Origin of the sequence: Undibacterium sp. Jales W-56, assembly GCF_025548535.1 — a bacterium.
GTDB lineage: Bacteria > Pseudomonadota > Gammaproteobacteria > Burkholderiales > Burkholderiaceae_D > Undibacterium.
On record NZ_JAJLQW010000001.1, the window covers coordinates 915,991 to 941,805 of the forward strand.

The window sequence follows — 25,815 nt, forward strand, 5'->3', positions numbered from 1 at the left end:
AGCTTGTTTTTCGTATTTATGTCGTCTGGTATTTGTCGCGCATGTACTGCAAATTCTGTTTTACGCCTGGCCACTCATTTTGGATGATGCTGTACACCACCGTATCTCTGACGCGTCCATCGGGCAATATCATGTGATTGCGCAACACGGCATCGCGCTTTGCTCCCAGACGTTCAATCGCCGCTTGCGAGCGATGATTGAACCAGTCGGTGCGGAATTCCACGGCGATACAGTCTAAGTGTTCGAATGCCTGGGTCAGCAACAAGAGTTTGCATTCGGTGTTCACTGCGCTACGCTGCACACGTCGGGCGTACCAGGTATAGCCGATTTCCAGGCGCTTATTATTATGATCGATATTGCAGTAACGCGTGGAGCCGACGATCTGGCCGCTCGCTTTTTCCCTGACGGCAAAAGGAATAGCCTTGGTTTGCTGCTGCAGTTCGAGTGCCATATCCAGCCAGTCCTGCGCTTTATCCGGATGCGGTACCGAGGTAAAGAAGAGTTTCCATAATTCGCCGTCTGCTGCTGCAGCCTGGATCGCGGGCAGGTGTTGTTGCGTTAATGGTTCCAGGCTGACGTGCTGACCTTGTAGCGTAAACGGACTGCATTGCATAAATATTCCTTTGTGACGACGATAATTTATTGAGTTTCCCGATATTTTTCCGGCAAGAACAGATACAGTGATCAATTATGATGATGAATACAACCATTCCCGGATATTTTTGCTGTCCGGAAATAGGTTTTGAATAGATTCTGGCATAGTGACATAATCGTTTTATACGATACTTGCTAACTGAAAAAAAAACAGTTATACTGCAAAGCTGTACAGAATTATGCGGCGTGGCAATCTTGTGAGGTCACTTTGAACCCGTCGCTCTTGACCACGTTTAGGAAATCTCATGGCAAATACCGCACAAGCACGCAAGCGTGCTCGTCAAGCAGTAAAACAAAATGCACACAACTCCAGCCAGCGTTCAACGCTGCGTACAGCAATCAAAGCTGTTCGCAAAGCGATTGAAGCAGGTGATAAAGCTGCTGCTGCAACAATCTTCCAATCGTCTGTTTCAACGATTGATCGTATTGCTGACAAAAACATCATTCACAAAAACAAAGCAGCACGTCATAAGAGCCGTTTGGCTTCCGCTTTGAAAGCTTTGGCTTAATTATTTAAGTCTGTTGTTGCTACCGTCGAAGGTGGCAATGCAAAAGCAGTCAATAAAAAACCGCAATCATGTATTGCGGTTTTTGTTTTTGCTGTTCCAGATGAGGAATACCTTTGTCGATGACGGAGTTGAGGCCGTCACCGATAAGCTAAAACGATGAGCTAAAAACTTTTATTGCAGCGGCAGCCCTTCGATTTTGGTGCCGGGCTTGACGTTTTTCTGTTTAAACCATCCCAGATTCATTTCCAGTGCATAGCGCACAGTTTTTTTGGCGCAATGCGAATCGGTCGTTTCCGGCTGCATATCCTCGACGTTCACGATTTTTCCTTCGCCATCAATAAAGGCGACCGAGAGCGGAATCAAGGTGTTCTTCATCCACATGCAGACACCGGCTGGCGCGCCAAAATCAAACACCATGCCTTCGCTCGCACCCATGCGCGTCCTGTTCATCAGGCCTTGCTGGCGATCCGCATCCGTGGCGGCGACTTCAGCTTGAATCACATTAATGCCGATGGACAATTGTTTAACGGGAAGCCTGGTTTGGGCGGTAGCGCAGGCGCAAGTCAAAGAAAGTAAAGCCAGAGCTGTAAGTTTGCGGACAGAAGAATTAGTCATAAAATTTCAGTATATGAATTTGATGTTGGCGTGTTTGCAGGGGCGGGTAAATATAAAGCCCAATACGATAATTTTAAAACGTCAGTGTACTACGACGGATTTCATTCTTAATTGACAGATACATGTTGGAAACAAAAAAAGCTCGGGAACCTGCTTTTTCATCGGGCTCATCATTGATTTATGAGCCAGTCCGATTGAGGTGCTTAGGATCTACTTTGATCCAGGAGCCCGGCATTAGGGGGAAGTTTTCTAATGAAAATCCCCCGATAGCGCTGCGTATCAGCCGCAGCGTAGGCAAGCCTGCTGCCGCTGTCATGCGCCTGACTTGCCGGTTTTTCCCTTCGGTCAGACTGATGCATAGCCAACTGGTAGGGATATCTTCCCTGTGCCGTATCGGTGGATTCCTAGCCCAGATCCATTCCGGCGCATAAATATGCTTCACCTCGCATGGTTTGGTAATGAAGTCACCTAAATCCAGCGGATTGCGCAATTTTTCCAAAGCCGCGCGATCAGGTTTGCCTTCAACCTGCACCAGGTAAGTTTTTGCCTGCTTCAGGTCAGGATGGCTGATTGCATGCTGCAACTTACCGTCATCCGTCAGCAGCACCAGGCCCTCGCTATCTGCATCCAGGCGGCCGGCAGGGTAGACGCCTGGCACATCCACATAATCGGCCAGGGTCTGGCGGTCAGGATGTGCGGAAAATTGGCACATCACATTGTAAGGTTTATTGAGTAATATCAAATTCATGACGCTATGATAATCTGCGTTGTCTGGGAGGTGTTGATCCTGGCGCTGTAAACTGATGGCATCTAGTAAAATACTAGTGCATAATACGAAATGGTAGTCTTGTGTCTTATATAAGAGTAAATATAAAGGCAGTTAAAACGTCCGATTATTAGCTAAATAAGAACGAGACAAGACTTGTTATGAGCGAAGTGCGACCCGCTAAATCGCCCAAATCTACGGAGAAAAAGATGTACCAACATATTAAAGTTCCCGCTGAAGGTAAGCAAATTACCGTCAATGCCGATTTCTCATTGAACGTTCCAGACAATCCTATCATCCCTTTTATCGAAGGCGATGGTACCGGCGTTGATATCAGCCCGGTTATGATCAAAGTGGTGGATGCAGCCGTAGCTAAAGCGTACGGCGGCAAGCGTAAAATCAGCTGGATGGAAATCTATGCCGGCGAAAAATCGACCAAAGTATACGGCCCGGACGTCTGGTTGCCGGAAGAAACGCTGAAAGTCCTGAAAGACTACGTCGTTTCCATCAAAGGCCCATTGACGACGCCAGTTGGCGGCGGTATTCGCTCCCTGAACGTGGCCTTGCGTCAAGAGCTGGATCTGTATGTCTGCCTGCGTCCAGTGCGTTATTTCAAAGGCGTGCCATCGCCAGTGCGTGAGCCGGAAAAAACGGACATGGTCATCTTCCGTGAAAACTCGGAAGACATCTATGCCGGTATCGAATTCGCAGAAGGCTCCGATCAGGTTAAAAAACTGATCAAGTTCTTGCAAGATGAAATGGGCGTCAAGAAAATCCGCTTCCCGGATACATCCGGTATCGGTGTGAAACCGGTGTCCCGTCAAGGTACTGAGCGTCTGGTGCGTAAAGCGATTCAGTACGCGATCGACAATGACAAGCCATCCGTGACCATCGTTCACAAAGGTAACATCATGAAGTACACCGAAGGTGGCTTCCGTGACTGGGCATACGCTCTGGCGCAAAAGGAATTCGGCGCAGAACTGATCGATGGCGGCCCATGGTGCAAATTCAAGAATCCAAAAACCGGTAAAGAAATTACGGTCAAAGATTCCATTGCTGATGCCTTCTTGCAGCAAATCCTGTTGCGTCCGAATGAGTACAGCGTCATCGCGACACTGAACCTGAACGGCGACTACATCTCCGACGCGCTGGCAGCGCAAGTCGGCGGTATCGGTATCGCTCCGGGTGCTAACTTGTCCGACTCTATCGCGATGTTCGAAGCCACGCACGGTACTGCCCCTAAGTACGCCGGTAAAGATTATGTGAACCCAGGTTCTTTGATCTTGTCCGCTGAAATGATGTTGCGTCACATGGGCTGGCTGGAAGCCGCTGATCTGCTGATCAGCGCGACGGAAAAAGCGATTACAGTCAAGAAAGTGACTTACGATTTCGCCCGTCTGATGGAAGGCGCTACTCAAGTATCTTGCTCAGGTTTCGGCGATGTCATGATCGAAAACATGTAAGACAAGTGTTGATGCTCGGTTAGCAAAAAAGCCGGTTCTGCGTAAGCGAATCGGCTTTTTTTATTGATCGGTATTGGTGTATTAGTCTGCGTCAGAGTTGCTAAAGTCGGTCGGTGTTTTTAACGGTAGGGCTTACGCAAAAAGCAAAATCTCTCATCGCGGAGACTCGGAGACACAGAGGAAAAGCAAGAGTAAGCAGCGCCATGGGATGTTGATATTAAAGGGTTTTTAGAAGTTACCTAAAACGAACCCGCAAGCTGGCTGCACCTGCTGGCACGAAATGCCTCTGAAAGCCGCAGCCAGCCTGCGGGTTCAATATGAGTTGTGGTAGGCGTTTTTCCGTTTTGCGTAAGTTTTAAGCGGTTTTTTCGCTTAAAACCAAGCTTGCCGACTTCACAAAATTGTCTGGTTCAACGCAAAGCGGATCAAATCCGCCTGCCCTTCAATATTCAGTTTACGCTTGATATTGAGCCTATGCGTTTCCACCGTCCTGACGCTCAGTCCCAGTTCGCGTGCAATGTGTTTGTTCGACTTGCCGGTCGCAATACTTTTTAAAATACATTGCTCTCTTTGGGTTAACAATTGCAGAGGATTTGCTGCTGTCGCCTGATTTTGCAGCCCTGAACTGAAATAGTTTTTGCCGGACATGACGTTTTCTATGGCGGTAATAATTTCTTCGGCAGGCGCACCTTTCAGCACATAGCCGCGCGCTCCGGCTTGCATGGCCTGGGATACATACTCCGCCTTTTCATGCATCGATAACATGATGATCGCGATATCCGGATATTCCCTGGAAAAGCGCGAGGTCAGGGTGATGCCGTTCACATTGCCCAAATTGATGTCCATCAAAATCAAATCGATCTTCAGGCTTGCCGCCAGGCTGAAAGCGTCTTCCGCATTACCCGCTTCGCCGGCGATATGAAAATGCGGGATGGTTTCTAAACGCGCTTTCAACCCATCCCTGACTAGCGGGTGATCATCGACTAGAAGTAAATTGATCGGTTTAGTGCTGATTATTGGCGGTACGTTCATTGCATACTCCTTGGAATCTGGGCGCTCACCTGAGTCCCGCCGGCATCAGAGCGCACTGCCAGCCGGCCATTCACGCTCGCCAGGCGTTCGCGCATATTGCTCAGGCCGATGCCATGCTTGGGATGGCTGGCGATACCTGGTACGTCGAACCCGGCACCATTATCGGCAATGATCAAATTGACCATGCGCTGATCGCCCGATAATTCGATATCGACTTGCGAGGCATTGCGCGCATGCTTGTGGATATTGGTCAAGGCTTCCTGCGCAATCCGGAACAGTACGGTATTGCTGGTATCGCTCAGGCCGCTGATATCACCGAGGATTTGCAGGTGTACCGGCAAACCGCTGTCCTCCATGAATTCTTCTGCGAGATGTTCAAACGCTACGGCCAGCCCCAGGTCATCCAGCATCGCAGGCCGCAAATCATGCGAAATTCGTCTTACCTCCCCCAGTGCTTCATTCAATTGCGAGGTGGCTCTTGTGAAGGACAGGCGTGCCGATTCCGTGTCGGTTTTCGGCAATCCCAATTTTGCAATGCCTGATTCGATTTGCAGCTTAATCGAGACCAGCAACTGACTGATGCCATCATGCAGATCGCGCGACAGGCGGGCGCGCTCATCCTCCTGCGAGCGCACCACGCTTTGCGCCAAGGCCTTTAACTTTGCTTCCGCTATGCGTGATTCGCTGATATTTAAAGCCATACCGGAAACCGCAATCAACAAGGCACTGATGACCGCGATACTGGTGATCCAGAACATCGTACTCTGGCTGTTCCTGGTATTCTGCGCATCGATTTTATTCAGTGCATTATCGACGTCATCGAGATAAATCCCGGTACCCAGCACCCAGCCCCAGCGCTCCAGTGCCACCACGTAACCCAGTTTGGGCGCAACCTTATGGGTTGAAGGTTTTTCCCATAGATAACGCACGGCGCCGCCGCCTTCCTTGGCTTTGGCGATCAATTTGCGAATGGTGAAGTTGCCTTCCGGATCGGTCAAATTCCACAGGTCTTTACCGACCAGATCGCTTTGGCGCGGATGCATCAGGTTTTTGCCCTGCATGTCGTACAGATAGAAATAGCCGTCATCGCCGAAATCGAGTTTGGCTAAAATCGCTTTCGCTTCTTCTTGTGTTGCGGCATTTTGTAGCTGCGCGTTATACAGCTTGGAAATCGCTGCCACACCGAGATTCACATAATGCTTGAGCTCGGTTTCTTTACTCGCCAGATAAGCTTGCTCTACCGTATTGCGCTGTTGCTGCGCCAGCAAGTTCGTCTGATAAAACACCGCAAGCGCGATCGCCGCAAACGATAAAAGTAGCGGAATGATCGCAAACAGGATGATTTTATAGCGCAGCTTCATAGTGGCTAAGGTATCAGATTCTTATGGAAATGCTGGCACAATCTGAGCGCATCATGGATATCTCAAATAAATAGGACTTGCGCAAAAAAACAAAACCTCTCACCGCCGAGACACGGAGGATAGATTAAAACGAACCCGCAATCAGAATGCGCCTGCTGGCACGAAATGCCTCTGAAAGCCGCATCCAGCCTGCGGATTCAATAGAAGTTGAGATAAGCCGTTTTCCGTTTTGCCTAAGTACTAATAAAAAAGCCTCGTGACGAACGAGGCTTGCGTTTTTTGTAGATAACTCTTTTATGCGATTTATTCCGTCGGCGGCACGTAGCCGGAAGCCGCATCCGCGCCATCGCCAAAGAAATGTTTTTCCATTTGCGTGGCCAGGTATTTACGGGCACGGGTATCGGCCAGGTTCAGGCGATTTTCGTTGACCAGCATGGTCTGGTGCTTGAGCCAGCCTGCCCAGGCTTCTTTGGACACGCTTTCGTAAATTCTCTTGCCGAGTTCACCTGGATACGGAGGAAAATCCAAACCTTCAGCTTCTTTGTCTAACTTAATGCAGTGGACCGTACGGACCATGGTAAAACTCCTATCAATCTTTGAAATAACGTCCCAGATTATAACTGCTTAATCAAGACCAGCGATTTACGCTGCCAGTTATACATTTTTTGCCGGTCTTTCGGCAAATCGTCGACTGACGCCTTGACGAAACCGCGTTTCAGGAACCAGTGTTCGGTGCGGGTCGTCAGGACAAACAGGGAATGGAATCCGGCCCGCCGTGCGCGTTTTTCCATATGCTTGAGTATCCGCTCGCCATCGCCCTGGCTTTGCACCTCGGGATTCACGGTCAGGCAGGCCATCTCAGCCATTTTTTCGAACGGGAATGGGTACAGTGCTGCGCAACCGAAGATCACGCCGTCATGCTCAATGACGGAGAAATAGTTGATTTCGCGCTCGATCAGTTCGCGACCGCGCTTGACCAGGGTGCCATCGGCCTCCAGCGGTTCGATCAGTTTGATAATGCCGCCGACGTCTTCAATCGTGGCTTCGCGCAGGCTTTCCAGATTTTCATGGCTGACCATGGTGCCGACGCCATCATGCGTGAACAACTCCAGCAGCGCCGAACCATCCATCTGATACGGCACGATGTGCACCCTCGGCACACCGCCGCGCGACGCCTTGATCGCGTGCTCCAGGTAGAAGGCCGAATCCAGCGGCAAATAGTTGGCCCTGATCTCCTGTTCGGCCTGCACCGAGGACAATTCGCGCAATTCATCATTGTCCTGATCCAGCATCATGGGCGTTTCACTGATAAAAATCAGCTTGTCCGCGCGCAATGAGGTGGCCGCGGCAACCGCCACATCTTCCATGGTCAGATTGAAGGCTTCGCCGGTCGGCGAGAAACCCAGCGGCCCGAGCAAAACCAGACTGCCGGCGCTCAAGATCGCATGAATCGTTTCATATGCAACCTTGCGCGCAATGCCGGTCAGGCCAAAATCCACGCCATTCACAATGCCGATCGGCTTGGCCGTCACAAAATTACCGGAAATAATCCGGATCGCCGAATGCGCCATCGGGGTATTCGGCAAGCCCTGGCTGAATGCGGCCTCGATATCCAGACGCAATTCACCGGCCGCTTCCTTTGAACATTCCAGCGCCGCGGTATCCGTGATGCGCACACCGTTATGAAAACTGCCTTCGACATTGCGTAAAGCCAGTTGCTCTGCGACCTGCGGGCGCGAGCCGTGCACGATCACGATCTTGATGCCCAAGGCATGCAACAGCGACAGATCTTGCGCCAGCACCGGCAAAGCACCCGCCATGACCAGTTCGCCGGGAAAGGCTACCACAAAGGTTTTGCCGCGGAAGGCATGAATGTAAGGCGCGACCGAGCGCAGCCATTGAACGAATTGAACAGGATTTTCCATGGGCAGATTATAATGCGCTCCGCTATGTCTGCTAATAATTCATCCAAAAATTCTCCCCAAAAAGCCACGACTGATTTACGTCAATTGCGTGATAGCCTGCGTCAGGCGCAACGAGTCAAGGCAGGGGAGGCTGAAAAATCCTCTGCGGTAAGGCCCACTGCACCCCAAAATAAGACGGACCAGCCCGCCAAGCCTGCGACCGCAGCAGATAGTAAAGCTGCTCAGGCTGGGGCAAATGTCCCGCCAGAGCGTGCGCTGCCGTTCCGCAATCCGCCGCCAGTCATTAGCTATCCCGAGGAATTGCCGGTCTCGGGCAAGCGCGCCGAAATCGCCGAAGCCTTGCAAAAGCACCAGGTCATCATCGTCTGTGGCGAAACCGGTTCAGGCAAGACCACCCAATTGCCGAAGATTTGTCTGGAGCTGGGGCGCGGTCAGAAAGGCTTGATCGGCCATACCCAGCCACGCCGGATTGCCGCCTCATCGACCGCCAAACGGATTGCGCAAGAGCTGAATTCGCCGCTAGGCGAGCACGTCGGCTTCAAGGTGCGCTTTACCGATACGCTGACCAAGGGCGCGTCCGTCAAACTGATGACCGACGGTATCTTGCTGGCCGAGACCCAGACCGATCCGCTGCTTCGGCAATACGACACCATCATCATCGATGAGGCGCATGAGCGCAGCCTGAACATCGATTTTCTGCTCGGTTACCTCAAGCAGCTATTGCCCAAGCGCCGCGATCTTAAAATCATCATCACGTCCGCGACCATTGATGCACAACGTTTTGCCAATCATTTTGCCGACGATTCTGCCAATCCCGGCGGCCCGGACCCAAAGCCGGCGCCTGTAATCGAAGTATCCGGTCGCCTGTATCCGGTTGAGGTGCGTTACCGTCCGGTGCAGGAAGATGAAAAGGATAAAGAGCGCGATCTGATGACGGCGATCACCGATGCGGTCGATGAACTGTGCCGCGTCGGTTCTGGCGATGTGCTGGTATTTTTGCCGGGCGAGCGCGAAATCCGCGATGCCGCCGAAGCCTTGCGCAAGCATCATCCTGAGCATGTAGAGATTTTGCCGCTGTTTGCGCGCTTATCCGCCCAGGAGCAGGAGCGCGTCTTCAAAGTCAGCAATGCCCGCCGCATCGTGTTGGCCACCAACGTGGCCGAGACTTCGCTGACCGTGCCGGGTATCCGCTACGTGGTCGATACGGGGCTGGCACGCGTCAAGCGCTACAGCTATCGCAACAAGGTTGAACAATTGCAGATCGAGCCGGTCGCCCAGTCGGCTGCGAATCAGCGCGCAGGTCGTTGCGGTCGCGTGGCGGCGGGTGTTTGCATCCGCCTGTATGAAGAAAGCGATTACATTCAGCGACCGAAATTTACCGAGCCGGAAATCCTGCGCTCGTCCCTGGCCGCCGTTATCTTGCGCATGAAATCCTTGCATCTGACCGATGTAGAGACCTTTCCGTTTATCGAGCCGCCACCCGGCCGGGCGATTGCCGATGGTTACCAATTGCTGCAAGAACTGGGCGCGATGGATGAGGCCAATCATCTGACGCCGACTGGTCGGCAGCTTGCCAAATTGCCGCTCGATCCGCGTGTCGGCCGCATGATTTTGGCAGCGCGCGACAATCAGGCTTTGAGTGAAGTGCTGATCATCGCCGCTGCCTTGTCGGTGCAGGACCCGCGCGATCGTCCGATGGAGGCGCAGGCCGCCGCCGATCTCGCGCATAAAAAATTCGCCGATGACAAATCCGAATTCACCTCGTACCTGAAAATCTGGAAATGGTTTGAAGACGCGATTGAACATAAAAAAACCAATCGCCAGCTGCAAGATAATTGCCGTGCGAATTTCCTCTCGCAAATGCGCCTGCGCGAATGGCGCGATGTGCATAGCCAGTTGCTGACGATAGTCAAAGAGCAGGGCTGGCGCATGAACGAAGCGCCTGCCACCTATGAGCAATTGCACACCGCCTTGCTGACGGGTTTGCTCGGCAACATCGGGTATAAATCCGATGAAGAAGCGCATTACCTGGGTGCCCGCGGCATCAAGTTTTATATCTGGCCGGGATCGGCATTAGTGAAGAAGGCTGGGCGCTGGATCATGGCAGCGGAGTTGGTCGATACTACGCGCTTATACGGTCGTTGCATCGCTCAACTGCAACCCGAGTGGCTGGAGAAAATCGGCGGCCATTTACTCAAAAAATCGTATGGCGAACCGCGTTGGGAAAAGCGTACCGGGCAAGTCTCGGCATTTGAGCGGGCTACATTGTATGGCCTGGTGGTCTACAGCCAGCGGCGTATTCAGTATGGCCTGACCCATCCGGCCGAAGCACGCGAGATTTTTATCCGCGATGCGCTGGTCGGCGGCGAACTGGAGACCCGCCTGGCGTTCTTTGCCCACAACCAAAAACTGGTGCGCGAGATCGAGAATCTGGAGCACAAGTCGCGTCGCCTGGACGTATTGGTCGATGATGAATTGATTGCGGCGTTTTACGATCAACACATCCCGGCAGACGTCTATAACGCCGTATTGCTGGAGCAATGGCATCAAGAAGCGGTCAAGGCGCATCCTAAGCTGCTGTACCTGAACAAAGACGAATTGATGCGCCACGAAGCGGCGGGCATCACCACCGACCTGTTCCCGAAAACCATGCAAGTCAGCGGCGTTGCGCTGCAACTCAGTTATCACTTCGAGCCGGGCAGTGCGCGCGACGGCGTGACCCTGAGCGTGCCGCTGTTCTCGCTGAATCAGGTCTCGGCTGAGCGTAGCGAGTGGCTGGTACCCGGCATGCTGAAAGAAAAAGTCCATCTGCTGATCAAGTCGCTGCCGCAAAAAATCCGCCGTCATTGCGTGCCGCTGCCGGATTATGCCGCAGGTTTTGCTGAGCGCAATGAGTTCGGTAGCGGCAATCTGCTGGATGCGGTGATTGCCGATATCCGTGAACAGACGGGTTTGCTGTGCAAGACCACCGACTTCAAGTTCGAAACGCTGCCTATCCATCTGACGATGAATTTCAAGGTTGTCGATGAACACGGTCGCCAGCTCGACATGGGACGCAACCTGTCGAGTCTGCGCGCCGAATTTGGCGGACAAGCCAGGGAGAGTTTTCAGCGGATTGCCTCTGCCGAAAAGCTGGCCTTGCTGGAATCGGGCAAGCAGAATAATGCGCAGTCGCTAGCCACCCAGAATGCCGGCGCCGATCGCGCGGATCGTCATTCCGGCGCAGGCCGCAATCCTGCGTCATCCACCAGTTCCACGGCAAAAGCGGGCACGGCGCAACAGGCAAAATTCCAGGAGAACCTGACCGCCTGGAGCTTCGACGAACTGCCGGAATTGCTCGAAGTCCAGCAAGGCAAACAAACCCTGATCGGCTATCCGGCGCTGGTCGATAAGTTGACGCATTGCCATATCGAAGTCTTCGACGATCCCGATGAAGCCGCCCGCGTACATCGTATCGGCATGCGTCGCCTGTTCGCTTTGCAGTTGAAAGAACAGGTCAAATTCCTGGAGAAAAATATCCCGGGCTTACAGCAAATGGGCATGCAATTCATGGCATTGGGTTCGCAGGAGGAATTGCGCGATCAGATCATCCAGACGGCATTGGAACGCGCCTGCCTGCAGCATCCGCTGCCAACGAATTCCGGCGAGTTCAATAAACGTCGCGAAGAAGGCAAGGGCAGGCTGAATCTGCTGGCCAATGAAATCGCCCGGCTCGCCGCACAGATTCTGGCGGAATATTATGGTCTGCCGAAAAAACTGCAAGGCATCAAGGCGCATGCGGCAGCCGAGCGCGATATACAAACGCAATTGCAGCAACTGATAGGCAAGCGTTTTATCGCTGACAACGATTTCACCCAACTCTCGCATTTTCCACGCTACCTCAAGGCGATTACGGTACGCCTGGAGAAGCTACGCGCCGACCCGGCCCGCGACGCGAAATTGCTGGCGGAATGGAATAGCGTCGCCCAGCCCTGGCAACGCGCACCGCGTAAAACCGGCAACGATGCTGATCCTAAACTGACCGAGTTCCGCTGGTTGCTGGAGGAGTTGCGGGTATCCTTGTTCGCCCAGGAATTGCGTACGCCGATGCCAGTGTCGGTCAAGCGATTGCAGAAGGTGTGGGAAAGTATGCAGCGTTAAGCTTTAGTGAATGAAGTCCGACATAAAGTCATTTCTCCAATCAGAATATGAAAACTGCTCTGCTAGTCATCGATGTACAACGCGGCCTGTTCGACGATGAGCCGCGCCCTTTCGAGGCGGATGAGGTTGTCGCCCGTATCAATGTGCTTACGGATCGCGCCCGGCAAGCCGCTGTGCCGGTGGTGTTCATCCATCATGAACGGCAGAGCGGGGTGCTGGAATATGGTTCCGACAGCTGGCAACTGGAACGCGGATTGATGTCTAAAGACGGCGACGTGCATCTGCGTAAAACCACACCGGATTCTTTTCTGCGCACCGAACTTGGCGCGCTGCTGGCGCAATGGGGAACCGGGCAACTGGTGATCTGCGGCTATGCGTCCGAGTTCTGTGTCGATACCACGACCCGACGCGCGGCGGCTTTGGGTTTCCCGGTGATACTCGTTGCCGATGCGCATACGACGCATGACAAGGCGCATGCGACTGCGGCGCAAATCCGTGCACATCACAATGCGACTTTGCCGGATATAGGTAGCTTTGGTCCGGTGATAACGGCGCGACTTACTGCCGATGTCAAGTTTGCAGATTGAAGATTTAGAGTAAACCTTCCCCTATCTGATTTATTGGAATGAGCTGGTATCTGTTTATCTGGCGGATATTGCAGCGCTTGACTCAGTCGCTCAGATAGCTACGTACTATTATTGTATAAATCCCGTTGTCGCGTATTGTTTTTAAGCCCTTATTGAACAGATCACGCGTAGCGATTTGCTTGAAACCGATAGTCCGTGGCAACGGTTTAAAAATCGGATGGACCGTATATTCTTCTAATGCGGTTTTTTTGCCGTGAAGCAGATAGGCGAAATATAAAAAAGCCCGTCTGTCCATCACGATGACATCGCCGCGACCCGCTTCCAGCATGGGCAATTGGGAGCGTTGATCACCGACCTCAATGTAAAGCGGATTGCCCTGGGCCGCTTTGGCAAACTCCGGACCCAGCACACGCTGTGCATTGCGAAAAGCAATTACCCGTTTATTCGCCAGATCCATGATGCGGTTCAGATGCAAATTCCGGTTGCTTAAAGTCACCGCAATATTATCGAATTCAATCACCGGATCCGAAAAATAGACATGCTCGCTATCAGCAGGAATGCCGGCAAATCCAGCGTCGGCAGTACCGTTTTGTACTTCGATTTCCATCCGTTTGTTATTCGAAATGACGAATTTGATCTTGACGCTTTGCGTTGCAAAAGCCTGTTCGATAATGTCGCAGGCAATTCCCCGACGAGGACCGTCGAGCACATAAGGTGGAATCGGGGAAACATGAATGATCAACTCAGCATTCGCACGGAACATCAGCAGCATACTGCTTAGCAAGGCAAATAAGCGGAGTAGTTTCATCTTTTACCTTGTGTGTTTAGCCGTGTACGCATGCATCTCATCGACTGATCGCAGCTATATCGTTGTCATCGAACAATCTTGGCTGAAACAGGTGCGAAAAGCAAGTCAGGGCTGGGCAGGCAAATCGTCTTTTGCCGCAGGTGACCGGACTAGCGCCAGCTAAAGCTCAACGGGGGGAGGCAAGATTTCGCCGATGCAGCGCCAGGCAGTCTTATGCGCAATTGGCAGATGACTCGCGCCTGGTTTATGTGCTGTACAGCAGGAATAATCCGGTTCTTGCCGGTGAGTAGCAGCTATCTATTTTGTCGACAACTTTTACATCTTGCTCAAACAGGTTTGTTTAAAAACCTCGCCATCGTTCATCCTGCGCGCCAAGCGCTTGTTTTTATTCGTATTTTTCTGACTCAAACCGGAAATCTACTGGCAGGCATGTTTAATGCTAATTTTTCAACATTCCGAAAAACATGGTGCCATGAATGATTTTTCCCCGTCTCTGTTTAATCGTCGGTGCAGTTTTTGCATTACTCAGTGCCTGCGGCGGCGATGATGCCGGTCGTGCCATCAAGAAAGATGCCGTTGCCGAACACATCGTTGAGTTGGCTGACGTGCCCGCCGTCAATCAATGCCTGCAACAAATCGTCCAGCAACTCCAGCAAAGCATCGGCACAGACCCTGCACAGACGTCGCTGAGCTGGCATTGCGCTGCCGGCACCTATCGCGGCATGACACCGCAGGGACGTGATTGTTCTTTGCAGGTCGATGCAGAGAATCAACTATTCCGCTTTGCCCATGATGGCGAACTCATCGCGATCAAATGGGAAATCGTCGCGCACAACATGGCGGGTCAGCCGGTGCGCAATCTGGAGAGCGCCAGCAACGGCGCCCGGGCTGGCATACAACTCACGCGTTTCAGCGCCGGGCCGACGCCGCTCACAGAGGCGCTGGTACTGCGTAGCGGTGCCGGAAATAAAGGTCGGGCAGCGCTGCCGCAAGTCAGTTATCAAAGGTCGGCTGGCAGTGAAGGCGGCAGCGGTATCAGCAACAGCAAGGTAGTGCAATGCAGTTTGGGTAAATAAAGGGAGAACGCAATGAAACTAAGTCAGGGACATCGATGGATACGGGCTGGGCTGGCGATGCTGTGCACGCTCGCCATGGCAATGACACATAGCGCGTCGGCCAGCATCGTCGGCTATCACAGCGACAGCGCATTCGCTACCAGCCTGACCGGTCTGGGACTAAGTAGCAGCACAGTCAATTTTGATGCACTCGCTGCCGGGACCACCTACAGCACCGGCACCGGTACCGGCGGATTGACATTCTCGCTGAGCAGCGTTGATATTCTGGCGATGCCGGCAATCTGCAACTTATTCTGGACCACTTCCGGCAGCAATTATCTGGGGTTGAATAATAACGATTGCGCGCTGGAAGCCGGCGATGCGCTGACCATTAATTTCGCTGGCGCTGCGCGTGGTTTCGGACTGTGGGTGATTGGCGGATCCGATCTCAGCGACGGTGACGTGACCCTGAGCAGCGGCGCGGACAGCGTCTCTAACCTGGGGCCGGCGTTGCTGACGGATGGCGCCGGCAGCTTTGCATATTTCCTCGGCCTGGTCGGTAGCAATAGCGGCGATACATTCAGCAGTGTCACTCTAAGTGATCTGACTCCATCGAGTACCCGTCTATTGGCGATCTCACTGGACGATCTGGTCGTGGCGACGGCAGGGACGACCAATCAGGTGCCTGAACCGGCCAGTCTGGCATTGCTGGCAGTCGGACTCTGCTTACTGCTGCGCCGCGTTACTGGTGCCGGATCGGGAGAGCAATCATGAAAACGCTGTCAGCGCTTGGCCTGCGATTCTGCCTGTGGATGACTGTGCTGGCATCGACAATGATTGCCGCACTGCCAGCGGCGGCGACACCTTTCATCGGTGAAATCCGCTGCTTTGGATTTAATTTTCCGCCTAGCGGCTGGGCGTTACTGAACGGACAGTTACTCTCTATCGCTGACAATACCGCTTTATTTGCCCTGATCGGTACCACCTACGGCGGTGACGGCGTCAGCACCTTTGCAGTGCCGGATATGCGTGGCCGCATGATGGTGCATCAGGGCACCGGAGCGGGTTTGAGCAACTACACCATGGGTCAGTTGTCCGGGCAAGAGAACACGACGCTCGCCGTTAGCAACCTGCCGCCGCATACGCATTTGGCGACACCGATAGGCAGCAATAACGATGCCAGCGCGATCAGCCCCGCAGGTAAAGTGCCTGCAGCCAAAAACCTGAGCAAATTGACGACGGATCCGCTCAATCTGGTGTCGATGGCGGCATCGAACACCAGTGCAACCGGCGGCAATCAGCCATTGAATAATCAAGCGCCGACATTGACCGCGAATTGCGCGATTTCTCTGTTCGGTATTTTTCCAAGTCAGAATTAAATACCTCGCATCCATGCGCCTTACCAGCCCATTTCAGCCCGTGAGCCGCATCAAGATTGCGAGTATTGAATTACATTTTTCATGATCGTATGAACAAACCGGAGATTCATCATGCTTAATATTATCCGTCGCGCCGCTGCCAGCCTGCTTGCGTTGCTCTCTTTCACCAGCCTGCCAGCGGCAGCCCAGGTCGATCCTTTTCTTGGCGAAATTCGCTGCTTCGCTTTTAATTTTGCGCCCAAAGGCTGGGCACCTCTGAATGGACAGCTACTTTCTATTTCACAAAACACCGCCTTGTTCGCTTTGCTCGGTACCCAATTCGGCGGTAATGGCACAAACAATTTTGCACTGCCTGATATGCGCAGCCGTTCATTGGTGGACATGGGACAGGGGCCGGGCTTGAGCAGCTACGCGATGGGGCAAACGAGCGGTGCAGAAACAGCCTCGCTGAATGTTGCTAATATGCCTGCGCATACGCATATGGTCGCGCCGCTGGGCAGCAATAACGATGCAAACTCGGTGTCGCCCTCCGGCAAAGTTCCGGCGGCCAAGGCCCGCACCACGCTGTACACCGATCCTCTGAATGTGGTGTCAATGGCAGGCACGCAAACCAGCAGCACCGGCGGCGGTCAGGCTTTTGATATCAGATCGCCGACATTGACGGTCAATTGTGCGATAGCCTTGTCTGGTATTTTTCCTTCGCAAAACTGATCGCACGGAGAATTTGACCCTGCATGTACCTGCACCGCCAAGATGCATACATACCGGGTCGTTGTGCGCTTTATTACAGGCTATTTTTGCCGGTTGGCGCAATGACGCAATGACAATTAAGGCGTAAGATCCTATTCCCAATGCAGCAACAGCGTGACGAATTTTTTCGTACTATCGTAAAAACGTTCAATCATTCGTGATCAGCATCACCACTCAGGAGATACAACATGACTTACATAGATGGATTTGTCCTTGCCGTACCCACCGCCAATCGCGACGCTTATAAAAAATATGCAGAGGGATACGCATCGATCTTCAAAGAAGCCGGTGTCCTCAATGTCGTTGAGACCTGGGGCAGCGATGTCCCCGACGGCAAGCTGACCTCATTCCCGATGGCGGTGCAATGTAAAGCAGATGAGACCGTGGTGTTCTCTTGGATGATCTGGCCATCGAAAGAAGTCCGCGATGTCGCATGGCAAAAGCTCATGAAAGATCCGCGCTTTGACCCCGCGGTCAATCCCATGCCCTTCGATGGCAAACGCATGATCTATGGCGGATTCGAGGTTCTCGTCAACCGCTAATTGTCATGCGCATGATGCGACAGGTACACAGCACAACTTCCCGGAACCAGACAACTATCGAAAACTATCCATGAAAAAAATCACCCCCTGTTTATGGTTTAATTTCAACGCCGAGGACGCAGTCAACTACTACCTGAGTATTTTTAGCAGTGGCAAAATTCACGAAATATCGCGTTATGGCGACGCCATGCCCGCACTGGCGGGCAAAGTGCTGACCATGCGGTTTGAACTCGAAGGCCAGGAATTCATCGCCCTCAATGCCGGACCGCAATTCCCCTTCACCGAAGCAATTTCGCTCAGCGTGGATTGCCAGAATCAGCATGAGGTCGATACGCTGTGGAACAAACTGTCGGAGGGCGGTAGCGCGGGTGTATGCGGCTGGCTGAAAGACCGGTTCGGACTCTCATGGCAAATCGTACCGCGCCCGCTGATCGCCATGCTGAATGATCCCGATACGGCCAAGTCTACACGCGTCATGCAAGCGATGATGGCGATGAGCAAGATCAATATCGCCGAGCTGGAAAAAGCTTATCGCGGCGAATAAACCCAGCCCTTGCAGCCAGTCCGTATCTGGAATTTGCTAACAGGGCAGGCTCAAGCCGCAATTCCCATGCGGCATACAGGCCGGTTAGGCTAGTAAGCCGCATGGGGATTGCGGCTTGGCGTAGGTCGAATTTTTATCCGCAGCAATGAGGCTATGCAGCAGATGACTTAGTAAATTCGCCTGGTGTATGAATTGTGGCAGCCAGAACCTTGAACAGACTTCAACTTGCTGCAACTACTTACTGTCCTGATCGGTACTCGCCGCCAGAGGGCGCACATACTTCAACATGCTGACCAGCATTTTTCCGGGTTCTTCCCACGGGATCATATGCGCCGAGTGTTCAAACCAGACGCTCTGCTTTTCGGGCGCTTTGACTTGCTCCAGCCAGGCAACTGTGGGCGCGGTCGGGGTCGTGTAGTCATGACGTCCCATAAACATCACGACCGGGATAGGGAAGTTCCGTACCTTCGTAAAATCGACATTGACGAATTCGGGAAGTATCCTGCCCAAGGTGAATAAGCTGCCTTCATCGATGGCGCGCACATTGGCGTCGTCATAATCAGGTGATAGCAGCGATGCATCGAAAAAATAAGTTGAGGTTTCGCGAAATGCGCTCAGGCCACCATAAAATTGCGGCCACTTCCTGGCGACGATGATGCGCTCACGAGTGATAGGCTGGTCGCCAGGGTAGGGCGCGATCGATTCCAGTTCCTTCAATGCCGCAGCATTGTCGTGCGCTTTGACTTGCTGCAACGCATACTCAAAACTGATGCGTTCATTCTCCCGGGTGCTGATGACTTGTCCGATGCCGACGTAGGCATAGAACAGATCTGGACGCTTCAGCGCGGCGTTTAATCCGATGATGGTGCCCCAGCTATGCCCCATCAGGATAATTTTATTCTTGTGATAGCGCTTACGGATGTGCTCGGCGACTTCGATTGCATCGTCGACATAACGATCGATATGGATGCTGTCGCTGATAGCCTTGGGATCGGCCTCGCCATAGGTCTTGCCGGCGCCGCGCTGGTCCCAGTTCACCACGGTGAAATATTCTTCTATCGGCCGCTGGAATTGCCAGATGGTCGGCATCAGGGGAGAAGCAGGTCCGCCGTGCACGAACAGAACGACGGGATTGGACTGATCCTGCCCCCGGACATTCAGCCACTGATCGATTCCGCCGATGCGGGTTTTATAGGATTCTTGTATGCCGCCTGGCGCAACGATGTGCTCCAGATCCCGGATGACTTCCTTTACCTTCTGGTAGCTGGTCGCTTCCGCCGGCGCTTGCGCATGCGCGCAGAGAGATGTCAGCATCAGGATAAAACCAGCTAAGCCTATGATCTTCATGTATATCCTCCTGTTGGAATGAAAGTAAGAGCAATACAAAAATAGTAGCAAATCAGTGATCGCCTCAACAGGCGATCGCGCCAGACACCAGCAAACATGCGGCTGACAAGCCGGTTAGGCTGGTAAGCCGCATGGGGATTGCGCGACTGGCGAGGGCATCTGCGGAACACAGTCTGCCTGCATCACCGGCGCCAGGCCCATCAGTCACCAGCCCGCTTCCAATACGGCAGCACAATCCGGCCATTGCGCTTTGCCAGCGTCAACAAAGCCAGGGTCATGGCGACTACCACCACCAGCGCAATCGCAGAACCTTCGATCCCGAACACGCCGCCAGTCAGCCAGTCCGGTCCACTCATTTTGCCGGTGTATAAGCCGATGCGTGCCGGATGTCCCGACACCGGAACTGAGAAAATTCCATCCTGAAAAAAATTCCATGCCGCATGCATCGCCACGCATAACCACAATCTGCCGGTTACCATGAACGCCGCCGCCAGCAACAGTCCTGCTGCCGTGATGCTCGCAAAGCCGAGGACAGTAATATTGTCATTCACTAGATGCATCGCACCAAATACCAGCGCAGACACCAGCAAGGCCAGCCAGCTACCGAGGGATTGCTGCACCACGCGGAAGAACACGCCACGCAGCAACATCTCTTCTATCATGCCGATGGTCAGCTGCGTCAGCAGCGGGATCATGATCACATTCCACGGCGACTTCGCAGTGATCTGGAAGCCACCCATCAGCGCAATCGCTCCTACCGTTGCGCACACCATCACGCCGCCGAGCACAAAGCCGGCGCTACATTCGCTAATGATCCCATGCAAGGATAATTCGCTCACCACCCGCTTTTCCACTTTACGCACATATAGCGCATAGCACGCATAGCTGACAAAGGCACCGGCCAACTGACCAATCTTGACGAATATTTTTTCATCAAAGAATGTCGACGAGCCGGCCTGGATTAATAAGAACGGCACCATGAAGCAAATCACGGCCAATAAAATGCGGGTCAATGGGAAGTGCAAAATACGTTGCGCCAATGGAGCGGCCGCTGCCGGGGCGAGTAGTATCGTCGTCATGATGTGTTTTCCAGATTCGAATGAAGTCCGGAATCGGTTGTGGTTGATGGCGCCGACTGTATCGCCAGCGCACATCATGAACAAGTGGATTGCGACAAACTGCAGAATTGTGGGGTTGGGCAACAGGACGATCCGATGGCCTGGCTACATGATGTCGATGGCAGGGCTTGTACCAGCTAATGCAGGAGAATCTATTTTTTTTTCCGTAGTGCTGTCGGATGCCGCAGGCTTGTTCACCGGTGCGACCGGATGCGACGACCAGACGACGCTGAGGATCTTCCATTGGCTGTCTGCGTTTTTCATCATCTGCCAGGTTTCTACGCCGTAGTTCTCTACCTGATTGTCTTTCATAAATTCATAATCAAAGACCACCCAGGCGATGTGCCCGTCTTGGGTAATCTGCACATTGCTAAAGCGTTCGTCCAGATTGCCTTTGTCCTTCGCAACGAATTGCGCAAAATTCGTATAACTGCTTGACCCCGTACCATCAAAACTAGGATCAAATTTCTCCCGCACAGAACGGATCATCTCCGGCGACGCCGGCGATTCAAACATCAGCTTGGAATGCAGCATCAGACCAGCCAGTTGCTTCAGATTCTTAGTCCGGATCGCCGCCTGAAAATCCTGCGTCACTTGCGTAATCACCTGGATATCTTCGGGCGTGCTTACGCGTATCCGAGTTGGAGTGTCGGCGAAGGCGAATGTAGAGAGCAGAGCGCAAGATAATGCAACAAGAGAAAACAAACGACGCATGGAAAACCTTTTAATTTTAATCATCGATGTGCAAACTAATACTCCGTAGGTGCGCCATGCGCACCGTTGATGCAAGTATGGCGGCAATAATTTGCGATACAGAGATGAAATGGTGCGCATGGCGCACCCTACGGATTTAATTTAAAAAGTCTCACTAAAATTTTGCGAGACTCTTATGCATTTCTGATTTCAATTGACTTTACTTTTCCTTGCAACAATCCCCTCAATCTGATCCATGATGCTATTCATGCGCGCCACAATCGCTTTGTACGGTGTTGGCGTGGCGAGGTCGACGCCTGCTGCTTTGACTAGCTCATACGGATATTGCGAGCCGCCTGCTTTAAGAATGTTCAGGTAGTTGTCGCGTGCGCCGGGTTTGCCTTTGAGGATGTCGTCGGCGAACATGGTGCCGGCGGCGATCGAGGTGGCATATTGGAAGACATAAAAGCGGTTGTAGAAATGCGGGATGGCGGCCCATTCGATTGCGTACTGGTCGTCGATCTTGAGGATGTTTTGTGCGTCGCCGTGGTAGGTCTTGAGAATGTCGCCGTAGATTTTGGTCAGGGCTTCGCCGGTCAGGGATTCGCCTTTATCGACCTTGGCGTGCACGGTGCGCTCGAAGTCGGCGAACATGGCTTGGCGGAAGAAGGTGCCGCGTATGCCTTCGAGTTCTGAACCTAGATAGGCGAGACGTTCTTCATCGGTTTTGGCGATCTTGAGCATGTGATCTTGCAGCAGTACCTGATTGGTGGTGGAGGCGATTTCTGCGGTGAAGATCGGGTAGTCGGAGGTGATGAAGGGCTGCGATTTATTCGCGAGATACGAGTGCATGCCGTGACCCCATTCGTGCGCTAGGGTGGAGACGGATTCGTAGTCATCGTTGTGGTTCAGCAGGATGTACGGGTGCACGTCGTACGAAGTGCCTTGCATGTAGGCGCCGGAACGTTTTTTCGGACGTGGATAGACGTCCATCCAGCGCCCGGTCACGGCTTGTCCCAGCGCTTTGACATAATCGTCACCGAGCGGCTTGACTGCGGCGAGCATCAGGTCGACGCCCTGGCCGATAGGGAAGTTCAGTGCAGCCTTATCCTGCGCGGTGATCATCGGCGGGTAGATGTCGTAGTAGTGCAGATCGGGGATGCCCATGAGTTTGCTGCGCAACTTGAAGTAGCGATGCAGCGTCGGCAGGTTGGCGCGGGTTTGTTCGATCAGGGTATCGTACACGGCGCGCGGCAGTTTGTTGCCGTCGAGCGCCTGGGTCAGCGAGTCCGGGTAGTTGCGGACTTTGGCGTAGACCGTATCCTTTTTCAGCATTTCGTAAAACGTGACGCCGTAGGTTTGTTCATACGATTTCCAGGTGGCCCAGTAGCGGTCGAACACTTGCTTGCGCATGGTACGGTCGCCGCTGGTGCGGTACTTGGTGTAGGCGGATTGGTCGAGCGTGACTTCTTTGCCTTCAATAGTGATCTTCGGCCATTGGGTGTCGGAATTCGACAGCGTGGAATGCACGGCTTGCGCGGCATTCGCGGTCAGGCCAAAGGCGGCGAGGATGTCTTCGCCTTTGTTGTCGAGCGTATGGCTGGCAGTGCGCAGGATGTCGTCCATCGGATGCGCGTAGATCTTGAGCGAGGCATCTTGCTTCAGGAAGCCCTGGATCTTCGGCGCGCCGATGCGCAGAATCTCCGGACGTAAAAACGAGCTGGCTTCTTCGACCTTGCTCATCAGGATTTCGGCACGCTGGTTGATGTCCAGACCCGCGCTGTCGCCGGTGTTCTGGTCATGCGAGAAGGACGCATAGTTAGCGAGACGCGCCAGACGTTTTTGCAGGTCTTGATAGAGGTCCATGCAGGATTTAAAACGTTTGACTGAACTGCCGATCTGGCCTTTGCAGGCATTGAATTCTTTGAGTTGCGCATCGAGCTTGGCGGCGTCTTTATCCCAATCGGCGCTGGTGGCGTAGAGGTCTTTAAGATTCCAGCGATCGGCTTCGGTCTCTGCATGGGCAAAGGCGGGCAGGGTAAAGGCAATCGCGAGAGAGAGAATGCTACGCTGAAGAGATTTTTTCATGGCTGTCGTCTGCTTGTCTGGTTGTGGTGGCGATAGTGAATATGCCCGGCTGCTGTGTTTGCTGGTTTGTCATACGCGTCAATGGAGCAGCGCGCGGGGTGCCGCATTATTTTGTCTGAAAACCTGTCATAAAAGATACTTTTTTTGAAAATATTTTTTCTTGTGAATTCTGCGGACGCTTATCTTGACTTGGGCGGGTTTGGATGAATTTTATTTGGTACGGTGATGCGACGATAGTCGGGACGATGAGCGTTGCTTGCTCCTTTCACCAGTATGCGGGAGAAGGGTTGGGGATGAGTGCGGTTGATTGGCTGAAGCTTAACTTGATGATGTGGCGCTTGATGTATCGATGTGAAATGCTGATGAATTTGACATTCCGGTTATTTGAGCTGCCCTCACCCTAGTCCTCTCCCGCGTGCGGGAGAGGGGATTATTAACGGTGTTGATTGAATTGGTGGGGCGCATTACTTATTCATGTTGTCGACGACAAATTCATAGGGCGAAAAAAAATACCGCTGAATCAGCGGTATTTTCATTTGCGTACTTTTACCTGACATATTCGCATCAGCGGTTGGTGCGCGACATGAACACCAGACGCTCGAACAGATGCACGTCTTGTTCATTCTTGAGCAGGGCGCCGTGTAGCGGCGGTACCGTGAGTTTATTGTCTTTGCTGCGCAGGGCTTCGGCCGGGATATCTTCTGCCAGCAGGAGCTTGAGCCAGTCGATCAGCTCGGAGGTCGATGGTTTCTTTTTGAGACCGCTAACTTCGCGGACTTCGTAGAATGTCTGTAGTGCCGCAGCAAGCAGATCGCTCTTAAGTTTGGGAAAATGCACATCGACGATCTGCTGCATCGTGTCTTTTTCCGGGAACTTGATGTAATGGAAGAAGCAGCGCCGCAGGAAGGCGTCCGGCAATTCTTTTTCATTGTTCGAGGTGATGATGACCAGCGGACGATGTACGGCACGCACCATTTCGCGAGTTTCATAGACGTAGAATTCCATGCGGTCGAGTTCGCGCAGCAGATCGTTGGGGAATTCGATGTCGGCCTTGTCGATCTCATCAATCAGCAATACCACTGGCTCGTTGGTCGTGAAGGCTTGCCACAACACGCCTTTGACGATGTAGTTGTGGATATCTTTGACGCGCTCATCGCCGAGCTGCGAATCGCGCAGGCGCGATACGGCGTCGTACTCGTACAAACCTTGCTGCGCTTTGGTGGTGGACTTGATATGCCATTGCAGCAGCGGCATATTCAGCGCGGCGGCGACTTCTTCGGCCAGCATGGTTTTGCCGGTGCCGGGTTCGCCTTTGATGAGCAGGGGACGTTGCAGTTTGAGGGCGGCATTGACTGCCAGTTTCAGATCATCAGTCGCGACGTAGTTTTGTGCGCCATCAAAGCGGGTTGCTTGTGTCATGGTGTGGTTGGGATGATAGGTGTGTGGAATAGGGGGATTGCGTTTAATTTTATAGCTTGAGCTGGGATTGAGTATAAGCGAGAACGCCAAATCTTGTGAACGGCTGTGCTATTTTGATGGCCGAACCCTGAGTTTGACGCGGGATTGTTGTGCTAAAACATAAAAAAAGACTGACTTCAGGTCTTGCATGACAGCTATTTTAGGCAAATTTGATCGTAATCAGCTAGAATATCGTGTTGGATCAAACCGCCCTTTCGATAATTCTATCTCCGCTATTATGAAAAAATTGTTCGCACTTCTCGCCCTGGTGAGCGTTGCCCAGATTGCCGCTGCGGCAGATGTGGTTGGCAATGCCAAGGCCGCTGAAAACAAAGTCGCCATGTGTATCGGTTGTCACGCCATCGCTGGTTACAAAGCAACTTATCCTGAAGTATTCCAGGTGCCGATGATCGGCGGCCAGTCTGCCAAGTACATAGAAAGCGCATTGCAAGCCTATCGTAAAGGCGATCGCAAGCACCCGTCGATGCGCGGTATTGCCGGCAGCTTGTCTGACCAGGATATCGCGGATCTGGCTGCTTACTATTCCCAGCAGAAATAAGCCAACAAAAATAAGAACAGGAGCAATCATGAAAAAGCACACATTACTGGCCTTATTGTTGACGACATTGTCGGCAGTGTCGTTGTCGGCAGTCGCTGGCGGCAATATCGAAGCAGGTAAAGCAGCTGCTGAAAAAGCCGCTTGTTTCTCTTGCCACGGTAAAGACTACAACTCCCCAATCGATCCTAGCTACCCAAAACTGGCTGGCCAGCACAAAGATTACATCGCGCATGCGTTGAAGGCTTACCAGCACGGCGTAGATGCGCCTAACGGCCGTGGCAATGCGATCATGGGCGCACAGGCAAAAGCCTTGTCGAATGCCGATATCGAGAACATCGCTGCCTACCTGAACAGCCTGCCAGGCAGCATTGTCATGCGCAAATAATTGACTTAATCAGTTTGCCCAGTTACGACGATGGAGT

The 25,815-nt window shown here is 52.8% G+C and carries 26 protein-coding genes; 13 read left to right on the top strand and 13 right to left on the bottom strand.

The window, feature by feature from the left end; all coding sequences use genetic code 11:
- Positions 1 to 16: 16 nt before the first annotated feature.
- Entirely contained in the window at positions 17 to 613 is a 597-nt protein-coding gene (locus tag LPB67_RS04075; protein ID WP_262835776.1) for a GNAT family N-acetyltransferase, read from the bottom strand.
- A 286-nt stretch (positions 614 to 899) separates the two neighbouring features.
- On the opposite strand from LPB67_RS04075, the gene rpsT reads away from it, so the two are divergent.
- Positions 900 to 1,163, top strand: a complete 264-nt coding sequence (rpsT, locus tag LPB67_RS04080) for a 30S ribosomal protein S20 (protein ID WP_262835777.1) — start codon at positions 900 to 902, stop codon at positions 1,161 to 1,163.
- A gap of 171 nt (positions 1,164 to 1,334) precedes the next feature.
- On the opposite strand, the gene LPB67_RS04085 is transcribed toward rpsT, so the two are convergent.
- Together LPB67_RS04085 and LPB67_RS04090 are read right to left on the bottom strand one after the other, a co-directional pair.
- Complete coding sequence (locus tag LPB67_RS04085; protein WP_262835778.1) at positions 1,335 to 1,778, bottom strand: DUF192 domain-containing protein; 444 nt, start codon at positions 1,776 to 1,778, stop codon at positions 1,335 to 1,337.
- Positions 1,779 to 1,956: 178 nt separating this feature from the next.
- Complete coding sequence (locus LPB67_RS04090) at positions 1,957 to 2,526, bottom strand: pseudouridine synthase (RefSeq protein ID WP_262835779.1); 570 nt, start codon at positions 2,524 to 2,526, stop codon at positions 1,957 to 1,959.
- A gap of 227 nt (positions 2,527 to 2,753) precedes the next feature.
- Between LPB67_RS04090 and icd the strand changes: the two genes are divergently transcribed.
- Entirely contained in the window at positions 2,754 to 4,007 is a 1,254-nt protein-coding gene (gene icd, locus LPB67_RS04095; protein ID WP_262835780.1) for an NADP-dependent isocitrate dehydrogenase, read from the top strand.
- Between the two features lie 393 nt (positions 4,008 to 4,400).
- On the opposite strand, the gene LPB67_RS04100 is transcribed toward icd, so the two are convergent.
- The 4 genes from LPB67_RS04100 to argA all read right to left on the bottom strand — a co-directional run bounded on the left by LPB67_RS04100 (position 4,401) and on the right by argA (position 8,325).
- Positions 4,401 to 5,039, bottom strand: coding sequence for a response regulator (locus LPB67_RS04100; RefSeq protein ID WP_262835781.1), 639 nt, complete (start codon positions 5,037 to 5,039; stop codon positions 4,401 to 4,403).
- The gene (locus LPB67_RS04105; RefSeq protein ID WP_262835782.1) at positions 5,036 to 6,400 is read right to left on the bottom strand and encodes a cache domain-containing protein; all 1,365 of its coding nucleotides are present in this window, start codon (positions 6,398 to 6,400) and stop codon (positions 5,036 to 5,038) included. Before LPB67_RS04105 ends, LPB67_RS04100 begins: the two co-directional genes overlap by 4 nt.
- 303 nt (positions 6,401 to 6,703) lie before the next feature.
- Positions 6,704 to 6,976, bottom strand: a complete 273-nt coding sequence (locus LPB67_RS04110; RefSeq protein ID WP_262835783.1) for an oxidative damage protection protein — start codon at positions 6,974 to 6,976, stop codon at positions 6,704 to 6,706.
- Positions 6,977 to 7,014: 38 nt separating this feature from the next.
- A complete protein-coding gene (argA, locus tag LPB67_RS04115; RefSeq protein WP_262835784.1) occupies positions 7,015 to 8,325 on the bottom strand; it encodes an amino-acid N-acetyltransferase in 1,311 nt (436 codons plus the stop codon).
- Positions 8,326 to 8,349: 24 nt separating this feature from the next.
- Here argA and hrpA point away from each other — a divergent pair, with 24 nt between their 5' ends.
- Both hrpA and LPB67_RS04125 read left to right on the top strand, forming a co-directional pair.
- Entirely contained in the window at positions 8,350 to 12,465 is a 4,116-nt protein-coding gene (gene hrpA, locus LPB67_RS04120) for an ATP-dependent RNA helicase HrpA (protein ID WP_262835785.1), read from the top strand.
- 47 nt (positions 12,466 to 12,512) lie between these two features.
- The gene (locus LPB67_RS04125) at positions 12,513 to 13,052 is read left to right on the top strand and encodes a cysteine hydrolase family protein (protein WP_262835786.1); all 540 of its coding nucleotides are present in this window, start codon (positions 12,513 to 12,515) and stop codon (positions 13,050 to 13,052) included.
- Between the two features lie 82 nt (positions 13,053 to 13,134).
- On the opposite strand, the gene LPB67_RS04130 is transcribed toward LPB67_RS04125, so the two are convergent.
- Positions 13,135 to 13,860 (bottom strand): substrate-binding periplasmic protein, encoded by a 726-nt coding sequence (locus LPB67_RS04130; RefSeq protein WP_262835787.1) that lies wholly within the window; start codon positions 13,858 to 13,860, stop codon positions 13,135 to 13,137.
- Between the two features lie 213 nt (positions 13,861 to 14,073).
- Here LPB67_RS04130 and LPB67_RS04135 point away from each other — a divergent pair, with 213 nt between their 5' ends.
- The 7 genes from LPB67_RS04135 (at position 14,074) to LPB67_RS04165 (ending at position 18,130) form a co-directional block, all read left to right on the top strand.
- On the top strand, positions 14,074 to 14,340 hold the full coding sequence (locus tag LPB67_RS04135; RefSeq protein WP_262835788.1) for a hypothetical protein: 267 nt from the start codon (positions 14,074 to 14,076) through the stop codon (positions 14,338 to 14,340).
- On the top strand, positions 14,337 to 14,936 hold the full coding sequence (locus LPB67_RS04140) for a hypothetical protein (RefSeq protein ID WP_262835789.1): 600 nt from the start codon (positions 14,337 to 14,339) through the stop codon (positions 14,934 to 14,936). Before LPB67_RS04135 ends, LPB67_RS04140 begins: the two co-directional genes overlap by 4 nt.
- A gap of 12 nt (positions 14,937 to 14,948) precedes the next feature.
- Positions 14,949 to 15,689, top strand: coding sequence for a PEP-CTERM sorting domain-containing protein (locus tag LPB67_RS04145; protein ID WP_262835790.1), 741 nt, complete (start codon positions 14,949 to 14,951; stop codon positions 15,687 to 15,689).
- On the top strand, positions 15,686 to 16,294 hold the full coding sequence (locus LPB67_RS04150) for a phage tail protein (RefSeq protein WP_262835791.1): 609 nt from the start codon (positions 15,686 to 15,688) through the stop codon (positions 16,292 to 16,294). Before LPB67_RS04145 ends, LPB67_RS04150 begins: the two co-directional genes overlap by 4 nt.
- A 111-nt stretch (positions 16,295 to 16,405) precedes the next feature.
- Complete coding sequence (locus LPB67_RS04155) at positions 16,406 to 17,005, top strand: phage tail protein (RefSeq protein ID WP_262835792.1); 600 nt, start codon at positions 16,406 to 16,408, stop codon at positions 17,003 to 17,005.
- A 227-nt stretch (positions 17,006 to 17,232) separates the two neighbouring features.
- The gene (locus LPB67_RS04160) at positions 17,233 to 17,586 is read left to right on the top strand and encodes a DUF1428 domain-containing protein (RefSeq protein WP_262835793.1); all 354 of its coding nucleotides are present in this window, start codon (positions 17,233 to 17,235) and stop codon (positions 17,584 to 17,586) included.
- 70 nt (positions 17,587 to 17,656) lie between these two features.
- Positions 17,657 to 18,130, top strand: a complete 474-nt coding sequence (locus tag LPB67_RS04165; protein WP_262835794.1) for a VOC family protein — start codon at positions 17,657 to 17,659, stop codon at positions 18,128 to 18,130.
- 234 nt (positions 18,131 to 18,364) lie between these two features.
- On the opposite strand, the gene LPB67_RS04170 is transcribed toward LPB67_RS04165, so the two are convergent.
- The 5 genes from LPB67_RS04170 to LPB67_RS04190 form a co-directional block, all read right to left on the bottom strand.
- Complete coding sequence (locus LPB67_RS04170; protein WP_262835795.1) at positions 18,365 to 19,477, bottom strand: alpha/beta fold hydrolase; 1,113 nt, start codon at positions 19,475 to 19,477, stop codon at positions 18,365 to 18,367.
- 200 nt (positions 19,478 to 19,677) lie between these two features.
- Entirely contained in the window at positions 19,678 to 20,556 is an 879-nt protein-coding gene (locus LPB67_RS04175) for a CPBP family intramembrane glutamic endopeptidase (protein WP_262835796.1), read from the bottom strand.
- 144 nt (positions 20,557 to 20,700) lie between these two features.
- Positions 20,701 to 21,309, bottom strand: a complete 609-nt coding sequence (locus LPB67_RS04180; RefSeq protein ID WP_262835797.1) for a nuclear transport factor 2 family protein — start codon at positions 21,307 to 21,309, stop codon at positions 20,701 to 20,703.
- 189 nt (positions 21,310 to 21,498) lie between these two features.
- Positions 21,499 to 23,376, bottom strand: a complete 1,878-nt coding sequence (gene pepF / locus LPB67_RS04185) for an oligoendopeptidase F (protein WP_262835798.1) — start codon at positions 23,374 to 23,376, stop codon at positions 21,499 to 21,501.
- A gap of 564 nt (positions 23,377 to 23,940) precedes the next feature.
- On the bottom strand, positions 23,941 to 24,795 hold the full coding sequence (locus LPB67_RS04190) for an AAA family ATPase (protein ID WP_262835799.1): 855 nt from the start codon (positions 24,793 to 24,795) through the stop codon (positions 23,941 to 23,943).
- Positions 24,796 to 25,072: 277 nt separating this feature from the next.
- Between LPB67_RS04190 and LPB67_RS04195 the strand changes: the two genes are divergently transcribed.
- Together LPB67_RS04195 and LPB67_RS04200 are read left to right on the top strand one after the other, a co-directional pair.
- The gene (locus tag LPB67_RS04195; protein ID WP_262835800.1) at positions 25,073 to 25,393 is read left to right on the top strand and encodes a c-type cytochrome; all 321 of its coding nucleotides are present in this window, start codon (positions 25,073 to 25,075) and stop codon (positions 25,391 to 25,393) included.
- A 28-nt stretch (positions 25,394 to 25,421) separates the two neighbouring features.
- Positions 25,422 to 25,778 carry a c-type cytochrome gene (locus LPB67_RS04200; RefSeq protein ID WP_262835801.1) on the top strand — a complete coding sequence of 119 codons (357 nt, stop codon included), beginning with the start codon at positions 25,422 to 25,424 and terminating at the stop codon, positions 25,776 to 25,778.
- The last annotated feature ends 37 nt before the right edge of the window (positions 25,779 to 25,815 follow it).

Coding starts and splice junctions, on each gene's coding strand:
- LPB67_RS04125 (WP_262835786.1), top strand. CDS start 12,513: ATGAAAACTGCTCTGCTAGTCATCGATGTACAACGCGGCCTGTTCGAC.
- LPB67_RS04180 (WP_262835797.1), bottom strand. CDS start 21,309: ATGCGTCGTTTGTTTTCTCTTGTTGCATTATCTTGCGCTCTGCTCTCT.
- LPB67_RS04195 (WP_262835800.1), top strand. CDS start 25,073: ATGAAAAAATTGTTCGCACTTCTCGCCCTGGTGAGCGTTGCCCAGATT.
- pepF (WP_262835798.1), bottom strand. CDS start 23,376: ATGAAAAAATCTCTTCAGCGTAGCATTCTCTCTCTCGCGATTGCCTTT.
- LPB67_RS04135 (WP_262835788.1), top strand. CDS start 14,074: ATGCGCAATTGGCAGATGACTCGCGCCTGGTTTATGTGCTGTACAGCA.
- icd (WP_262835780.1), top strand. CDS start 2,754: ATGTACCAACATATTAAAGTTCCCGCTGAAGGTAAGCAAATTACCGTC.
- LPB67_RS04145 (WP_262835790.1), top strand. CDS start 14,949: ATGAAACTAAGTCAGGGACATCGATGGATACGGGCTGGGCTGGCGATG.
- LPB67_RS04140 (WP_262835789.1), top strand. CDS start 14,337: ATGATTTTTCCCCGTCTCTGTTTAATCGTCGGTGCAGTTTTTGCATTA.
- LPB67_RS04090 (WP_262835779.1), bottom strand. CDS start 2,526: ATGAATTTGATATTACTCAATAAACCTTACAATGTGATGTGCCAATTT.
- LPB67_RS04105 (WP_262835782.1), bottom strand. CDS start 6,400: ATGAAGCTGCGCTATAAAATCATCCTGTTTGCGATCATTCCGCTACTT.
- LPB67_RS04130 (WP_262835787.1), bottom strand. CDS start 13,860: ATGAAACTACTCCGCTTATTTGCCTTGCTAAGCAGTATGCTGCTGATG.
- rpsT (WP_262835777.1), top strand. CDS start 900: ATGGCAAATACCGCACAAGCACGCAAGCGTGCTCGTCAAGCAGTAAAA.
- LPB67_RS04160 (WP_262835793.1), top strand. CDS start 17,233: ATGACTTACATAGATGGATTTGTCCTTGCCGTACCCACCGCCAATCGC.
- LPB67_RS04085 (WP_262835778.1), bottom strand. CDS start 1,778: ATGACTAATTCTTCTGTCCGCAAACTTACAGCTCTGGCTTTACTTTCT.
- LPB67_RS04150 (WP_262835791.1), top strand. CDS start 15,686: ATGAAAACGCTGTCAGCGCTTGGCCTGCGATTCTGCCTGTGGATGACT.
- LPB67_RS04075 (WP_262835776.1), bottom strand. CDS start 613: ATGCAATGCAGTCCGTTTACGCTACAAGGTCAGCACGTCAGCCTGGAA.
- LPB67_RS04155 (WP_262835792.1), top strand. CDS start 16,406: ATGCTTAATATTATCCGTCGCGCCGCTGCCAGCCTGCTTGCGTTGCTC.
- LPB67_RS04100 (WP_262835781.1), bottom strand. CDS start 5,039: ATGAACGTACCGCCAATAATCAGCACTAAACCGATCAATTTACTTCTA.
- LPB67_RS04200 (WP_262835801.1), top strand. CDS start 25,422: ATGAAAAAGCACACATTACTGGCCTTATTGTTGACGACATTGTCGGCA.
- LPB67_RS04190 (WP_262835799.1), bottom strand. CDS start 24,795: ATGACACAAGCAACCCGCTTTGATGGCGCACAAAACTACGTCGCGACT.
- LPB67_RS04170 (WP_262835795.1), bottom strand. CDS start 19,477: ATGAAGATCATAGGCTTAGCTGGTTTTATCCTGATGCTGACATCTCTC.
- hrpA (WP_262835785.1), top strand. CDS start 8,350: ATGTCTGCTAATAATTCATCCAAAAATTCTCCCCAAAAAGCCACGACT.
- LPB67_RS04175 (WP_262835796.1), bottom strand. CDS start 20,556: ATGACGACGATACTACTCGCCCCGGCAGCGGCCGCTCCATTGGCGCAA.
- LPB67_RS04110 (WP_262835783.1), bottom strand. CDS start 6,976: ATGGTCCGTACGGTCCACTGCATTAAGTTAGACAAAGAAGCTGAAGGT.
- argA (WP_262835784.1), bottom strand. CDS start 8,325: ATGGAAAATCCTGTTCAATTCGTTCAATGGCTGCGCTCGGTCGCGCCT.
- LPB67_RS04165 (WP_262835794.1), top strand. CDS start 17,657: ATGAAAAAAATCACCCCCTGTTTATGGTTTAATTTCAACGCCGAGGAC.